At 61.0% G+C, this 14,255-nt stretch carries 14 protein-coding genes; 9 read left to right on the forward strand and 5 right to left on the reverse strand.

The genetic code is table 11. The annotated features are described in order from the left end of the window. Positions 1 to 250: 250 nt before the first annotated feature. The 3 genes from ACIQAL_RS30960 to ACIQAL_RS30970 all read right to left on the reverse strand — a co-directional run bounded on the left by ACIQAL_RS30960 (position 251) and on the right by ACIQAL_RS30970 (position 3,110). Positions 251 to 808, reverse strand: coding sequence for an L-threonylcarbamoyladenylate synthase (locus tag ACIQAL_RS30960; protein ID WP_166593906.1), 558 nt, complete (start codon positions 806 to 808; stop codon positions 251 to 253). 39 nt (positions 809 to 847) lie between these two features. Next, positions 848 to 1,960, reverse strand: coding sequence for a DNA-processing protein DprA (dprA, locus tag ACIQAL_RS30965; RefSeq protein WP_401152417.1), 1,113 nt, complete (start codon positions 1,958 to 1,960; stop codon positions 848 to 850). Between the two features lie 124 nt (positions 1,961 to 2,084). Then, on the reverse strand, positions 2,085 to 3,110 hold the full coding sequence (locus ACIQAL_RS30970) for a LysM peptidoglycan-binding domain-containing protein (RefSeq protein WP_401152419.1): 1,026 nt from the start codon (positions 3,108 to 3,110) through the stop codon (positions 2,085 to 2,087). Positions 3,111 to 3,258: 148 nt separating this feature from the next. Between ACIQAL_RS30970 and def the strand changes: the two genes are divergently transcribed. The 5 genes from def (at position 3,259) to ACIQAL_RS30995 (ending at position 7,889) form a co-directional block, all read left to right on the forward strand. Beyond that, on the forward strand, positions 3,259 to 3,765 hold the full coding sequence (gene def / locus ACIQAL_RS30975; RefSeq protein ID WP_401152422.1) for a peptide deformylase: 507 nt from the start codon (positions 3,259 to 3,261) through the stop codon (positions 3,763 to 3,765). Positions 3,766 to 3,823: 58 nt separating this feature from the next. Continuing rightward, entirely contained in the window at positions 3,824 to 4,783 is a 960-nt protein-coding gene (gene fmt, locus ACIQAL_RS30980) for a methionyl-tRNA formyltransferase (RefSeq protein ID WP_401152424.1), read from the forward strand. Further along, positions 4,780 to 6,102, forward strand: a complete 1,323-nt coding sequence (gene rsmB / locus ACIQAL_RS30985) for a 16S rRNA (cytosine(967)-C(5))-methyltransferase RsmB (protein WP_401152426.1) — start codon at positions 4,780 to 4,782, stop codon at positions 6,100 to 6,102. The genes fmt and rsmB overlap by 4 nt, the downstream gene beginning before the upstream one ends. 85 nt (positions 6,103 to 6,187) lie before the next feature. After that, positions 6,188 to 7,561, forward strand: a complete 1,374-nt coding sequence (trkA, locus tag ACIQAL_RS30990) for a Trk system potassium transporter TrkA (protein WP_166593912.1) — start codon at positions 6,188 to 6,190, stop codon at positions 7,559 to 7,561. Between the two features lie 13 nt (positions 7,562 to 7,574). Next, complete coding sequence (locus ACIQAL_RS30995) at positions 7,575 to 7,889, forward strand: tetratricopeptide repeat protein (RefSeq protein WP_401152429.1); 315 nt, start codon at positions 7,575 to 7,577, stop codon at positions 7,887 to 7,889. Between the two features lie 156 nt (positions 7,890 to 8,045). On the opposite strand, the gene ACIQAL_RS31000 is transcribed toward ACIQAL_RS30995, so the two are convergent. Together ACIQAL_RS31000 and ACIQAL_RS31005 are read right to left on the reverse strand one after the other, a co-directional pair. Further along, complete coding sequence (locus tag ACIQAL_RS31000) at positions 8,046 to 8,933, reverse strand: lysophospholipid acyltransferase (protein ID WP_401152431.1); 888 nt, start codon at positions 8,931 to 8,933, stop codon at positions 8,046 to 8,048. A 196-nt stretch (positions 8,934 to 9,129) separates the two neighbouring features. Further along, positions 9,130 to 9,684, reverse strand: coding sequence for a DNA-3-methyladenine glycosylase I (locus tag ACIQAL_RS31005; RefSeq protein WP_401152434.1), 555 nt, complete (start codon positions 9,682 to 9,684; stop codon positions 9,130 to 9,132). Positions 9,685 to 9,766: 82 nt separating this feature from the next. Between ACIQAL_RS31005 and glyQ the strand changes: the two genes are divergently transcribed. The 4 genes from glyQ to ACIQAL_RS31025 are packed head-to-tail and all read left to right on the forward strand — an operon-like array spanning position 9,767 to position 14,160. Then, positions 9,767 to 10,714, forward strand: coding sequence for a glycine--tRNA ligase subunit alpha (gene glyQ, locus ACIQAL_RS31010; protein WP_401152436.1), 948 nt, complete (start codon positions 9,767 to 9,769; stop codon positions 10,712 to 10,714). Next, the gene (glyS, locus tag ACIQAL_RS31015) at positions 10,711 to 12,765 is read left to right on the forward strand and encodes a glycine--tRNA ligase subunit beta (protein ID WP_401152439.1); all 2,055 of its coding nucleotides are present in this window, start codon (positions 10,711 to 10,713) and stop codon (positions 12,763 to 12,765) included. Before glyQ ends, glyS begins: the two co-directional genes overlap by 4 nt. Positions 12,766 to 12,781: 16 nt before the next feature. Next, the gene (gene gmhB / locus ACIQAL_RS31020; RefSeq protein ID WP_401152442.1) at positions 12,782 to 13,333 is read left to right on the forward strand and encodes a D-glycero-beta-D-manno-heptose 1,7-bisphosphate 7-phosphatase; all 552 of its coding nucleotides are present in this window, start codon (positions 12,782 to 12,784) and stop codon (positions 13,331 to 13,333) included. Positions 13,334 to 13,389: 56 nt separating this feature from the next. Continuing rightward, positions 13,390 to 14,160: a 1-acyl-sn-glycerol-3-phosphate acyltransferase gene (locus tag ACIQAL_RS31025; RefSeq protein WP_166593919.1), complete on the forward strand. Its 771-nt coding sequence runs from the start codon at positions 13,390 to 13,392 to the stop codon at positions 14,158 to 14,160. Positions 14,161 to 14,255: the final 95 nt, after the last annotated feature.

Genomic DNA, 14,255 nt, shown 5'->3' on the forward strand with positions numbered 1-14,255 from the left:
GTCTGTACTGCTGCTAACAGTCAGAAGCTGGCTTTTGGTCCCACCCACCCCTTCGAGTCTTACCATACAAGCTGGCTTGCCTGCGATCGGCTGCGTAGCAGTCGTAAAACCTGACACCTTGGTTGTACCAGACGCACCGCATTCACCGGTTCTGCTGCCGCTGCGGTCGGACGCGCCCCCGGGCAGATCGCAGGCAAGCCAGCTCCTAAGGACTGGCAGGGTTCCCGCACGGAACGATCAATGCGAGGGCTTAACCCGCACGCACCACTTCAGCCGTCACTAAATCCCGAATCACGCTCGGATTGCGGCGGCCGCCCAGTTCGCCGTTCAACACCATGTCCAGTTGCCCATGGAAATACTGCTCGATCCGCAAGCGGGAGCGGGCAGCCGGGCGGCCGGTGGGGTTGGCTGAGGTGGAGACCAGCGGGCCGGTGAGGGCGCACAGTTCGCGGACTTGCGGATGGTCGCTGACGCGCAGGGCCACGGTGTCGCGTCCGCCGGTGATCCAGTCGGGCAGCAGGCCCTGGTGCGGCACCAGCCAGGTGTTCGGGCCCGGCCAGGTGCTGGCCATGCGGTCGATCCACAGCTCCGGGAAGTCTTCGAACAGAAAGTCGAACTGACGGATATTGTCGGCAATCAGGATCAGGCCTTTTTCCACAGGCCGCGCCTTGATCGCCAACAAACGGTACACCGCCTCGAAATCCCAAGGATCACAGCCCAAACCCCAGACCGCTTCGGTTGGATAGGCAATCACCGCCCCGGCACGAATTTCTTGTGCGGCTTGTTGCACACGCCAACTGCTGACCATCGTTCGCTCTCCGAATAAACGCTGGTCGGCAGTTTAACCTCAGCGTGCCCGGGCAAACCATCGTCCTGCTTCACTCGCCACGCAGCCGTCCAGCTCAAGCTCCGTCAGCGCCACCAGCACCTTCGGCAGCGGCCACCCGCTGCTGGCGGACAGCGCTTCGCTGGTATGCGGCGCAGCGTGCAGCAGCGACAGCAGGGGATGGTCGGGCTTGGCGGGGGTTTCCACAGGCGATTGAGCGGGCGCCAGGTTCTTCCATCCCTGCAAACCCTCAAGAATATGATCGACGGTTTCGACCAGTGTCGCGCCTTCCCGAATCAACTGATGACAGCCCCGCGCACCGGGATGATGGATCGACCCCGGAATGGCGTACACCTCGCGGCCTTGCTCCGCCGCCAGCCGCGCCGTGATCAGCGAACCACTGGCGACACTCGCCTCTACCACCAGCACGCCCAACGACAGGCCGCTGATGATCCTGTTCCGACGCGGAAAGTTACTGGCATGAGGATCAGCATCCAACGGCAGCTCCGAAACCACCGCACCACCGTGGGCCACCATGTTCGCCGCGAGCTGACGGTGCCGCTGTGGATAAAGTTTTTCGATCCCTGTTCCCAGGACGCCAATCGTGGCGCCTTTAACGTCCAGCGCACCCTGATGAGCAGCCCCATCGATGCCCAACGCCAAGCCGCTTGTGACGACAAATCCGGCGCCCGCCAGGCTTCGTGCAAACGCGGCAGCGGTGTCGAGTCCGGGTCGGGAGGCACGCCGACTGCCGACCATTCCCAACTGTGGGCGATCAAGCAAAGCGCGATTACCGGCGACGAAAAGGAGTGGCGGCGGATCAGGAATTTCGGCCAGCAGAGCGGGGTAGTCCGGGTCGTCCCACATCAGTAAATGCTGGCCCGGCCGCTCTAGCCAGGCCAATGCAGCACTGGCGCCATCGCGTACGCTCGGCTCGCGTCGGGCGTCGGCACTGATCGCGGGTAGACGCAAAGAACGCCAGGCGGAGGCTGGCGCACTCAGGGCAGCAGAGGCACTGCCGAAGGCATTGATGAGAGTTTGAAAACGCTTGCCGCCAATTTCAGGCAAGCGATGGAGACGCAGGCGCGCCTCTAGTTCGGCAGGCGACTGCCCCACTTTTTCGAACATCGGCATGAGATCTTCCTTGACCGGCGACCCACCTCAAAAGGTGGGCCAACCTGTGGATAACTCTGTTGACAACGTTTAGATAAGTGAAGCATGCCGGTGGAAAAAAGTGTTTTAGAGCTGATACATAGGATTACGGATTGCGCACCCGGTCATTGACCGCCAACGATCGGGTCGCGTGCAAGACCATGCCGTAAGCGAGGTGGTTGTAGGTGCGGAACACCATCAACAGCCCCGAGCGCTCGTCGGGAATCTTCACCTGTTCGCCGGTGAGTCGGTCACGCACCGTTTCACCCGCCTTGTAGATCGCCAACACGTTGCCATCGGCCAGACCGTCCATCTTGCCCCGGTCCAGAGTGACCACGTCGAACTCGCCAATTTGCGTCACGCCGCGCGGCACGTCGATGATCGTGCCGCGAATTTCCTGCTGCGGCTCGCTCGGCACGAAGGTCGAGTTGATCGCACGTTCTTCGCTGACGAACAGACGGTCGCCCAAACGGACTTCCTGCGTAGAGCGCTGCATCTGCAACGTTGCGATGTCACCTTCGGCCGCCACGATTTCACCACTGCCCACGTCGTCGGCGTTGATGCCCAGCGGAACGTTGGTCTCTGGATCGAAGTAAGTCTTGCCCTTACGGAAGACCCCGTACGACACGTGGTCCGGGCTGAATTGGCCACGGGCGTAGATGCGGTCGCCGGCGCCGCTGAGCACGCGCTCGCCGTTGCCGGCCACGATGTACGGGGCGGTTTCGAATTCTTCAGGGGTGTCGATGATGCGGTTGTTCAGCAGAAACGCATTGATCGCACCCAACGGGATGGTGGGAATCGCGTCGGCAATCGGCGTGCTACGGACACGCGGTGACAATTTGATGGTGCCGCGAGACTCGCCACGATTGGCGACGATCCTCGGTTGGCCGTCCACGTAGATCAGCGTCAGGGTGTCGCCGGGGTAGATCAGATCCGGGTCGTGAACCTGCGGATTGGCTCTCCAGAGCTGCGGCCATTTCCATGGCTGACTGAGAAACTTGCCGGAAATGTCCCAAAGCGTGTCACCGGCGACAACGGTGTAGCGCTCTGGATGGCCTTCCTTGAGTTGTACTTGCGCCTGGACAAGGCCTGTCGCGGCCAACAGCAGCAGGGCGAGTAGTGATTTCCTCATGCGGTGAATCCCTTTATCATGTTGGCTTCGCGTGAAACGTGGAGTCTTGCGAGACTTCTGTTTTACAAGGGCTGCCCGCTTGTCTTGTAACGCCCCCAAGCCTAGCAGCCGATTTTGACTTTACCCTACAAGTGCATCTCTTACGTATATGGCCATTTTAAACATTCTCGAATTTCCCGATTCGCGCCTGCGCACCATCGCCAAGCCGGTGGCTGCTGTGGACGACGGCATTCGCCAGTTGGTCGACGACATGTTTGAAACCATGTACGAAGCGCCTGGCATCGGTCTGGCGGCGACGCAGGTTAACGTACACAAGCGCGTCGTTGTAATGGATCTCTCGGAAGATCGCAGCGAGCCCAGGGTTTTCATCAACCCGGAGCTTGAGCCGCTGACCGACGAGATGGACCAGTATCAGGAAGGCTGCCTGTCCGTTCCCGGTTTCTACGAGAACGTCGACCGCCCGCAGCGGGTCAAGGTCAAGGCGCTGGACCGCGACGGCCAGGCCTACGAACTGATCGCCGAAGGCCTACTCGCCGTGTGCATCCAGCACGAATGCGATCACCTGAACGGCAAGCTGTTCGTCGATTACCTGTCCACACTCAAGCGTGACCGGATCAAGAAAAAGCTGGAAAAACAGCACAAGCAGAACGCTTGATCCCTCACCCAAAAGGCCTCTTGCTGAGGCCTTTTCTTTTTTACACAACGAGAAGCCCATGACTGAGCCATTGCGCATCGTCTTCGCCGGCACCCCGGAATTCGCTGCCGAACACCTCAAAGCCCTGCTCGACAGCCCTTACGACGTGATTGGGGTCTACACCCAGCCTGATCGCCCGGCGGGTCGTGGCCACAAGCTGATGCCAAGCCCGGTCAAGCAACTCGCCCTGCAACACGCCATTCCCGTTTTTCAACCGCCGACCTTGCGCGCCCCCGAGGCCCAGGCCGAACTGGCCGCGCTCAAGCCGGATCTGCTGGTCGTCGTTGCCTACGGCCTGATCCTCCCGCAAGTGGTCCTCGACATTCCGCGGCTCGGTTGCATCAACAGCCACGCTTCGCTGCTGCCTCGCTGGCGCGGTGCGGCGCCAATTCAGCGCGCAGTGGAAGCGGGCGACGCCGAAAGTGGCGTGACCGTGATGCGTATGGAGGCAGGACTGGACACCGGCCCGATGCTGCTCAAGGTCGTCACGCCAATCACGGGCGAAGACACCGGCGGCACGTTGCATGATCGCTTGGCCGAACTTGGCCCACCTGCCGTGGTGCAAGCCATCGCGGGTCTGGCCGAGGGCACGCTGGTGGGCGAAGTGCAGGATGACAGCCTCGCAACTTACGCTCACAAACTGAATAAAGATGAAGCGCGCATCGACTGGTCGCGTCCGGCCGATGAGCTGGAGCGCTTGGTGCGTGCCTTCAACCCGTGGCCGATCTGCCACAGCACCCTCAACGGCGAAGCCTTGAAAGTGCTGGCCGCGCAAACCGCAGAAGGCCAGGGCGAGCCGGGTACGATTCTGAGCGCCAGCAAAGACGGCCTGATCGTCGCCTGTGGGCAACAGGCCCTTCGCCTCACCCGCTTGCAATTGCCGGGCGGTAAACCGCTGGGGTTCGCCGACCTGTTCAACAGCCGTCGTGAGAAGTTCGCGACCGGGACCGTTTTGGGTCTCTCGGCTGACGCGCAATGAACCCGCGTCTGGCCGCCGCCAAGGCTTTGGCTGCCGTGCTCAGTGGCAAGGCTTCGCTGAACAGCTCGTTGCCCACGCAACTCGACAAGGTGGATGATCGTGATCGCGGCCTGACGCAAGACCTGGCGTTAGGCACGGCGCGTTGGGAGCCTCGTCTTTCGGCGTTGGCGGCCAAGCTGCTGCAAAAGCCCTTCAAGGCAGCCGATAACGACGTTCAGGCGCTGCTGCTCGTAGGCCTGTATCAGCTGTTTTATTCGCGTATTCCCGCTCACGCTGCCATTGGCGAGACGGTCGGTTGCGCTGACAAACTGAAGAAGCCGTGGGCTAAAGCCTTGCTCAATGCCGTGTTGCGCCGCGCTCAGCGTGAAGGCGAAGCGTTGCTGATCGAGCTGGAACACGACCCGGTAGTCCGCACTGCTCACCCGCGCTGGCTGCAAAAAGCCTTGAAGGCTGCATGGCCCGAGCATTGGGAAGCCATCTGCGCCGCGAACAACGCGCACCCCCCGATGATTCTGCGGGTCAATCGCCGTCACAAAACCCGCGAGCAATACTTGCAAATGCTGCAAGACGCCGGCATCTCGGCCATTGCCAGTTCGTTCAGCCAAGACGGCATCGTGTTGACCGAACCCGGCGACGTCCGCTCGCTGCCGGGCTTCGCCGAGGGTTGGATCAGCGTTCAGGACGAGGCCGCGCAACTGGCCGCCGACCTGCTGGAGCTGGCGCCGGGTCAGCGCGTGCTCGACGCGTGCTGCGCGCCGGGGGGCAAGACCTGCCATCTGCTGGAAGTGCAACCGGGCTTGTCCGGTGTCGTTGCGGTGGACCTTGAAGCCAAGCGCATGGTGCGTGTGAAAGAGAACCTCGACCGTCTCGGGCTGACTGCCGAACTGATCGCCGCGGACGCCCGCGCCACCGATCAATGGTGGGACGGCAAGCCGTTCCAGCGCATCCTGCTCGATGCGCCGTGTTCGGCAACCGGTGTGATCCGCCGTCACCCGGACATCAAGCTGACCCGTCAGGCCGACGACATTCCCGCCTTGGCGACTTTGCAAGGCGAACTGCTCGACGCGCTGTGGCCGACGCTGCAAGTGGGCGGGATCTTGCTGTACGCGACCTGTTCGACGCTGCCCACTGAAAACACTGAAGTGATCGAGGCTTTCCTTGCCCGCACACCGGGGGCGCGCGAGCTGGACATCGCCGGTCAGCAAGGCAACCCGCCGCCGGGGCTGAAACAGCCTCACGGTCGGCAGTTGCTGGCACAGGAGGGCGGGCATGACGGGTTTTATTACGCGAAGCTGATCAAGATCGCTGCGTCTGCGTGAACACATCTTCACCTGTGGAAGCCGGCTTGCTGGCTCCCACAAAGTCATTCGCAGGGCGACGCAACACATTTCAGGGAGAGGCTGATTGAAGATCATCATTCTCGGTGCGGGCCAGGTGGGCGGCACGCTGGCTGAGCATCTGGCCAGCGAGGCCAATGACATCACCGTCGTGGACACCGACCCGGATCGCCTGCGAGCGCTGGGCGACCGTCTGGACATTCGCACCATTCAGGGCCGCGGCTCATTTCCCACCGTGCTGCGTCAGGCCGGGGCAGACGATGCCGACATGCTGGTCGCCGTGACCAGCAGCGACGAAACCAATATGGTCGCCTGCCAGGTCGCCTACACCCTCTTTCATACGCCGACCAAGATCGCCCGTGTGCGCGAGTCGGCGTACCTGACCCGCTCGGGTCTGTTCGACAACGATGCCATTCCGGTGGACGTGTTGATCAGCCCCGAACAGGTCGTCACCAACTACATCAAGCGCCTGATCGAATACCCGAGCGCGCTGCAAGTCATCGACTTCGCGGACGGCAAGGTGCAGCTGGTGGCCGTGAAAGCCTATTACGGCGGCCCATTAGTGGGTCAGCAACTGCGCCAGTTACGCGCCCACATGCCGGAAGTCGATACACGCGTCGCGGCCATCTTCCGTCGTGATCGTCCGATCATTCCTCAAGGCGATACGGTGATCGAGGCTGACGATGAAGTCTTCTTCATCGCCGCCAAGGCGGACATTCGTGCGGTGATGGGCGAAATGCGCAAGCTGGACGTCAGCTACAAACGCATTGTCATCGCCGGGGGCGGGCAGATTGGCGAGCGACTGGCCGAGGCCATCGAAAACCGTTACCAGGTGAAGATCATCGAGATGAACCCGGCGCGTTGCCGCTACCTGTCGGACACCCTCGATAACACGGTGATCCTGCAAGGTAGCTCTTCGGACCGCGACCTGCTGATGGAAGAGAACATCGACAACGCTGACCTGTTCCTGGCGCTGACCAACGACGACGAGGCCAACATCATGTCCTCGCTGCTGGCCAAGCGGCTGGGAGCGAAGAAGGTCATGACCATCATCAACAACACGGCGTATGTGGATCTGGTGCAGGGCGGGGAGATCGATATCGCCGTCAGCCCGCAGCTGGCGACCATTGGCACGTTGCTGGCCCACGTACGGCGCGGCGATATCGTCAGCGTGCATTCATTGCGGCGGGGCGCGGCGGAAGCCATCGAGATCGTGGCCCACGGCGATGCCAAGTCGAGCAAGGTGATCGGCAAGGCCATCATGCACATCAACCTGCCGCCCGGTACCACCATTGGCGCGATCACTCGTGCGGACAAAGTGCTGATCGCTCACGACAGCACGGTCATCGAATCCGGCGACCACGTGATCATGTTCCTTGTGGATAAAAAGCATATCCGCGACGTGGAACGTCTGTTTCAGGTCGGGTTGAGCTTTTTCTGAAGGAGGGGTCCGCGTGCTCGAATCATTGGAAAAGATGCTCGCCAAGGGCATGGACAACGCCTTGCTGCGCTTCGGGCTGGGCAAGGGTTATCTCGATGCCGGGGATCATGCCAAGGCAGCGGAGCATTTGCAGCGCTGTGTCGAATTCGACCCGAAATACTCGGCGGCGTGGAAGCTGCTTGGCAAGGCCTGGCTCGCTTCAGGGGATAACTTGATGGCTCGTCAGGCGTGGGAGCAGGGGATTCAAGCGGCGGTCGGCCATGGTGACAAGCAGGCCGAGAAGGAGATGACGGTGTTTCTCAAAAAGCTGGATCGCAAGGCCGAGTAACGCGACCGGAAGCGCTCGACGGATTCTAGAGCGCCCCGGATCACTGAGGGAACGAATTCATTCGCGATGCGATGTGGCAGGCAACGAATATGCATCGCCCGCGCTGGCCTCTCGCGAATGAATTCGCTCCCACAGGTTCAGCACATGTCCTGAAGATCAATACCAGCGCTTCTCGCCCTCAGGCCGTTTCTTGAAGCGCTTCATCGTCCACATGTACTGGCTCGGATACGCCCGTACATATTTCTCCACGACCTTGCTCATCGCCGCCGCCGAGGTTTCGGTGTCGGTGCTGTACATGTCGTCCGGCGCGGCTTCCAGGACCACCTTGTAGCCTGAGCCATCCTCAAGGCGCATCGCGTGCAGGAACACACCGACGGCCTTGCCACCGGCCAACATGTTCGGCACGAATTTGCTGGTCAGCGCCACCGTCCCACAAAACGGCACGAAGACACCCGCCGACTCTGCTGGCTCCGGGTCAGCCGGAATGCCCACCGAGCCACCTTTGCGCACTTCTTTGATGACGCTGAGAATGCCTTCCTTGGTCGAGGCCGCGACGCGGTTACCCAGTTGCACGCGCTGTTTGCGCAGCAGTTCATCCACCGCCTTGAGCTTTGGCGGGCGATAGAAAATGATCGGTTTGCACTGGCTGCAATAGAAGTGGTTAAGCACTTCCCAGTTGCCGAGGTGGCTGGTGATACCGACTACGCCTTTGCCGGAGGCCAGCGCGTCTTTCAGCACCTGTAGCCCTTCGACTTCGCGCACCAGATTGATCGATTTTTGCGCAGGCCAGATCCAGGCGCAGGCGCTTTCGGTCAGGGTCTTGCCGATGTCCATCAGGCTGCGACCGACCAACGCCTCAAGCTCGCTCGAACTCAGCTCGGGAAAACACTTGGAGAGGTTGATCCGCGCCACCTCGCGGGAGCGGTTGGGCAGTTTCCACATGAGCCAGCCGATGCCGGTACCCACCCACTGCACGGCGCGCCAAGGCAACAATGCAAACAATCGCAACGCCCCGACCATCATGGCGCCTTTGAACTTATCCACAGATCACTCCTGAATCGATGAGGCGGGCATTGTAACCATTCAGCACAAGCGTTCGCCCAACTCACTGTCGCCCGCTGAGCTGAACGAATATCCCCTGTGGGAGCGAATTTATTCGCGATAGGCCGGTACAGCCGATGCATCTCTATCGCCTGGCAGATTTTTCACGAATGAATTCGCTCCCACAGATGTTCATCTCTCACGCGTTCGCCAACTCGGCATACCGATCACAATCCGTCGTGTGGTCCATGACCATTCCGGTCGCCTGCATATAGGCATAACAGATGGTCGGCCCCACGAACGTGAACCCCGCTTTCTTCAACGCCTTGCTCATGGCCTCGGCCTCAGGGGTGATCGCCGGGACTTCGCTGCGCCCCTGGAAGTGATTGATTTTGGGTTGCCCACCGACGAACGACCAGACAAACGCCGCCGGGTCTTCGAGGCGCAACCAGGCCTGTGCATTCTTGCGGGCGGCGTTGAGCTTGAGGCGGTTGCGAACGATGCCCGGCTCCAGCATCAATTCTTCGATTTCAGCGTCGGTCATGGCCGCGATCCGGCGCACGTCGAAGTCGAACATCACTTCGCGGTAGCGGGCGCGTTTCTTCAAAATGGTGATCCACGACAGGCCGGCCTGGAACCCTTCGAGCAATAGAAACTCGAACAGCTTCTGCGCGTCGCGCAACGGCACACCCCACTCTTGGTCGTGGTAGTCCATGTAAATCGGCTCTTCGTTGCACCAAAAGCAGCGTGGCATAGGGCTCCCAAGGGTGGAGGCGCTGCTGAATCGGGTATACTCCCGCTCTTTAAATCGCAGCCCCCCAGTACAGGTGAATTTCGTGAGCCAGCCTACGCCAGCCGTGCGTACCTTCCAAGACTTGATCCTCGCCCTCCAGCAATACTGGGCTGAGCAAGGTTGTGTGGTACTTCAGCCCTACGATATGGAAGTGGGCGCCGGCACTTTCCACACCGCCACGTTTCTGCGCGCCGTTGGCCCGGAAACCTGGAACGCCGCCTACGTACAACCGAGCCGTCGTCCTACCGATGGCCGTTACGGCGAGAACCCTAACCGCCTGCAGCACTACTATCAGTTCCAGGTGGTTCTGAAACCCAACCCGGACAACTTCCAGGAGCTGTACCTCGGCTCCCTGAAACACGTCGGTCTGGACCCGCTGGTCCACGACGTGCGTTTCGTCGAAGACAACTGGGAATCTCCAACCCTGGGCGCCTGGGGCCTGGGCTGGGAAATCTGGCTCAATGGCATGGAAGTCTCGCAGTTCACCTACTTCCAGCAAGTGGGCGGCATCGAGTGCTACCCGGTCACCGGCGAAATCACCTACGGCCTTGAGCGTCTGGCGATGTACCTGCAAGGCGTCGATTCGGTCTACGACCTGGTCTGGACTGACGGCCCGTTCGGCAAAGTGACCTACGGCGATGTGTTCCACCAGAACGAAGTGGAGCAATCGACCTACAACTTCGAACACGCCAACGTCGACAAACTGTTCGAACTGTTCGACTTCTACGAAAGCGAAGCGATGCGTCTGATCGAAGCCGAGCTGCCACTGCCGAGCTACGAAATGGTCCTCAAGGCCTCGCACACTTTCAACCTGCTGGATGCCCGTCGCGCGATTTCCGTGACTGCGCGTCAGCAATACATCCTGCGCGTACGCACCCTGGCCCGCTCCGTCGCCCAGGCGTACTTGATGGCCCGGGCCAAGCTTCGCTTCCCGATGGCCGCACCTGATATCCGCGACGAAGTGTTGGCGAAGCTGGAGGCTGCACAATGAGTGCTCAAGATTTCCTGGTTGAATTGGGCACCGAAGAACTGCCACCCAAAGCACTGAACACCCTGGCCGACGCGTTCCTGGCCGGTATCGAAAAAGGCCTGCAAGCCGCTGGCCTGACCTACAGCGCCAAGCAGGTGTATGCCGCGCCGCGCCGTCTGGCCGTGTTGATCACCGAGCTGGCAACCCAACAGCCGGACCGCAGCGTCAATCTGGACGGCCCGCCACGTCAGGCGGCGTTCGACGCCGACGGCAATCCGACCCAGGCAGCTCTTGGCTTCGCCAAGAAGTGTGGCGTCGACCTGAGCGAAATCGATCAGAGCGGCCCGAAGCTGCGTTACAGCCAGAGCATCGCCGGTAAACCGACCGCAAGCCTGCTGCCAACCATCATCGAAGACTCGCTCAACGACCTGCCGATCCCGAAACGCATGCGCTGGGGTGCGCGCAAGGAAGAGTTCGTGCGTCCGACCCAATGGCTGGTGATGCTGTTCGGTGACCAGGTCATCGACTGCACGATCCTCGCCCAGACCGCTGGCCGTGAATCCCGTGGCCACCGTTTCCATCATCCGGAAAGCGTCCGTATCACCTCGCCAGCGAACTACGCCAGCGACCTGCGTGCCGCTCACGTGCTGGCTGATTTCAACGAGCGTCGTGCGCTGATCAGCAAGCGTGTCGACGAACTGGCGACCCAACACGAAGGCACCGCCATCGTACCGCCTGCGTTGCTGGACGAAGTGACCGCGCTGGTCGAATGGCCGGTGCCGCTGGTGTGCTCGTTCGAGGAGCGTTTCCTTGAGGTGCCGCAAGAAGCCCTGATCACCACCATGCAGGACAACCAGAAGTATTTCTGCCTGCTGGACGCTGAAGGCAAGCTGCTGCCGCGCTTCATCACAGTCGCCAACGTCGAAAGCAAGGACCCGTCGCAGATCGTCCTGGGTAACGAGAAAGTCGTTCGCCCACGCCTGACCGACGCCGAGTTCTTCTTTAAACAGGACAAGAAGCAGAAGCTGGAAACCTTCAACCAGCGCCTGCAGAACGTCGTGTTCCAGGCCCAGCTGGGCACTGTGTTCGACAAAGCCGAGCGCGTGTCGAAGCTGGCCGCGTTCATCGCGCCACGCGTCGGTGGCGATGCTCAGCGCGCAGGCCGTGCCGGTTTGCTGTCGAAGTGCGACCTGGCGACCGAGATGGTTGGCGAATTCCCTGAAATGCAGGGCGTGGCGGGTTACTACTACGCGCTGGCCGATGGCGAGCCGGAAGACGTCGCACTGGCGCTGAACGAGCAGTACATGCCGCGTGGCGCGGGCGCGGAGTTGCCAAGCACCCTGACCGGTGCAGCGGTGGCCATCGCTGACAAGCTCGACACCCTGGTCGGCATCTTCGGCATCGGCATGCTGCCAACCGGTAGCAAAGACCCGTACGCACTGCGTCGCGCTGCGCTGGGCATCCTGCGGATTCTGATCGAGAAGAAGCTGGACCTGGACCTGATCAAGACCGTGCAATTCGCCGTCACTCAGTTTGGCGCGAAGGTCAAACCGGCCGGACTGGCCGAGCAAGTGCTGGAGTTCATCTTCGACCGCCTGCGTGCGCGTTATGAAGACGAAGGCGTCGATGTCTCGGTCTACCTGTCGGTTCGTGCCCTGCAACCGGGCTCGGCGCTGGACTTCGACCAGCGCGTGCAAGCAGTTCAGGCGTTCCGCAAGTTGCCGGAAGCCGCTGCACTGGCCGCCGTGAACAAGCGCGTGTCGAATCTGTTGAGCAAGGCCGAGGGCAGCATCGCCCAGACCGTCGAGCCAAAATACTTCGACAACGCCAATGAGTTCTCGCTGTACTCGGCGATTCAGCAGGCAGACCAGGCCGTCGCGCCAATGTCCGCCAACCGTCAGTACAACGAAGCGCTGGCCCGTCTGGCAGCACTGCGCGAGCCGGTGGACGCCTTCTTCGAGGCCGTGATGGTCAACGCCGAAGACGCCAGCGTGCGCGCCAACCGTTATGCGTTGCTGGCGCGTCTGCGCAATCTGTTCCTCGGCGTCGCTGACATCTCCCTGTTGGGCTAACGCCGGAGCGCATGATTTGAAACTGCTGATTCTCGATCGGGACGGGGTGATCAACGAAGACTCCGACGCTTACATCAAGTCGGTGGAGGAGTGGATTCCGATTCCCGGCTCGATCGAGGCCATCGCGCAGTTGAGCAAGGCGGGCTGGACAGTGGCCGTGGCCACCAACCAGTCCGGCATTGCTCGCGGTTATTACGACCTCGCCACGCTGGACGCCATGCACGCCCGTTTGCGCGCACTGGTGGCGGAGCAGGGCGGCGAGGTCGGCCTGATCGTTTATTGTCCGCATGGCCCGGACGCGGGGTGCGATTGCCGAAAGCCCAAGCCGGGCATGCTGCGCAACATTGCCAACCATTACGCCGTGGACCTTCGCGGAATCTGGTTCGTCGGTGACAGCAAGGGTGACCTGGAGGCGGCGGTGGCCGTCGACTCTCAACCTGTTCTGGTCATGACCGGCAAAGGACACAAGACGCGGAGCAACCCGTTGCCCGCAGGAACGTTGATTTTTGACGACCTGGCGGCGGTTGCCGCAAAACTTATTCACAACAGCGCATCAACGAACGACTGACCGGTCGTCCAACGGTACGCTCCATCCGGGCACTGCCCGTAACGGTAAAAGCAGCTATGTCGATAGTGCAGGCCATCAGGATCTTCATCTTTTACCTGCTGCTGGGCACCACTGCCCTGCTGTGGTGTTCGCTGAGTTTCTTCGTTGCGCCTTTTCTGCCTTTCCGCGTTCGTTATCGCTTCATCAACGTGTATTGGTGTCGCTGTGCGGTCTGGCTGACGAAGGTGTTCCTTAACATCAAGGTCAACGTCACCGGCCAGGAAAACGTGCCGAAGACGCCGTGCGTGATCGTGTCCAATCACCAGAGCACGTGGGAGACCTTCTTCCTGTCGGCGCATTTCCAGCCGCTGAGTCAGGTCCTCAAACGTGAACTGCTGTATGTGCCGTTCTTCGGTTGGGCGATGGCGATGCTTCGCCCTATCGCCATTGACCGTAACAACCCGAAGGCCGCGCTCAAGGTGGTGGCCAAGAAGGGTGACGAACTGCTCAAGGACGGCGTGTGGGTGCTGATTTTCCCGGAAGGAACGCGGGTGCCCTACGGTCAGATCGGCAAGTTCTCACGCAGCGGCTCGGCCATGGCAGTAAATGCTGAATTGCCGGTCCTGCCCATCGCCCATAACGCGGGCAGGTATTGGCCAAAAGAAGGGTGGGCCAAGAAGCCCGGCACTATCGAAGTAGTGATTGGTGAGCCGATGTATGCAGAAGGCACTGGCCCGCGGGCGATTGCCGCGCTGAATGATCGGGTGTCCGCCTGGAACGAGGCCACGCAGAAGGCGCTAGGCTCGCCTGTCATGCCAGCGCCCACACCGGAAAAATCACCGGCGTGAATTGTGGATAACCTGTGCACCAAATGTGTGAAATTTTTGAGAATCGTTCATAACCTTCTGATTTTGTTGCTTATTTCCAGAGGCGATGATCGAAC

Source organism: Pseudomonas sp. NPDC088368, from assembly GCF_044753445.1.
Taxonomy (GTDB): domain Bacteria; phylum Pseudomonadota; class Gammaproteobacteria; order Pseudomonadales; family Pseudomonadaceae; genus Aquipseudomonas; species Aquipseudomonas bambusae.

Excerpts from the sequence above, each read along its gene's own strand:
- rsmB (WP_401152426.1), top strand. The coding sequence starts at position 4,780 with ATGAACCCGCGTCTGGCCGCCGCCAAGGCTTTGGCTGCCGTGCTCAGT.
- dprA (WP_401152417.1), bottom strand. The coding sequence starts at position 1,960 with ATGCCGATGTTCGAAAAAGTGGGGCAGTCGCCTGCCGAACTAGAGGCG.
- ACIQAL_RS30960 (WP_166593906.1), bottom strand. The coding sequence starts at position 808 with ATGGTCAGCAGTTGGCGTGTGCAACAAGCCGCACAAGAAATTCGTGCC.
- glyS (WP_401152439.1), top strand. The coding sequence starts at position 10,711 with ATGAGTGCTCAAGATTTCCTGGTTGAATTGGGCACCGAAGAACTGCCA.
- def (WP_401152422.1), top strand. The coding sequence starts at position 3,259 with ATGGCCATTTTAAACATTCTCGAATTTCCCGATTCGCGCCTGCGCACC.
- ACIQAL_RS30970 (WP_401152419.1), bottom strand. The coding sequence starts at position 3,110 with ATGAGGAAATCACTACTCGCCCTGCTGCTGTTGGCCGCGACAGGCCTT.
- ACIQAL_RS31025 (WP_166593919.1), top strand. The coding sequence starts at position 13,390 with ATGTCGATAGTGCAGGCCATCAGGATCTTCATCTTTTACCTGCTGCTG.
- fmt (WP_401152424.1), top strand. The coding sequence starts at position 3,824 with ATGACTGAGCCATTGCGCATCGTCTTCGCCGGCACCCCGGAATTCGCT.
- ACIQAL_RS31005 (WP_401152434.1), bottom strand. The coding sequence starts at position 9,684 with ATGCCACGCTGCTTTTGGTGCAACGAAGAGCCGATTTACATGGACTAC.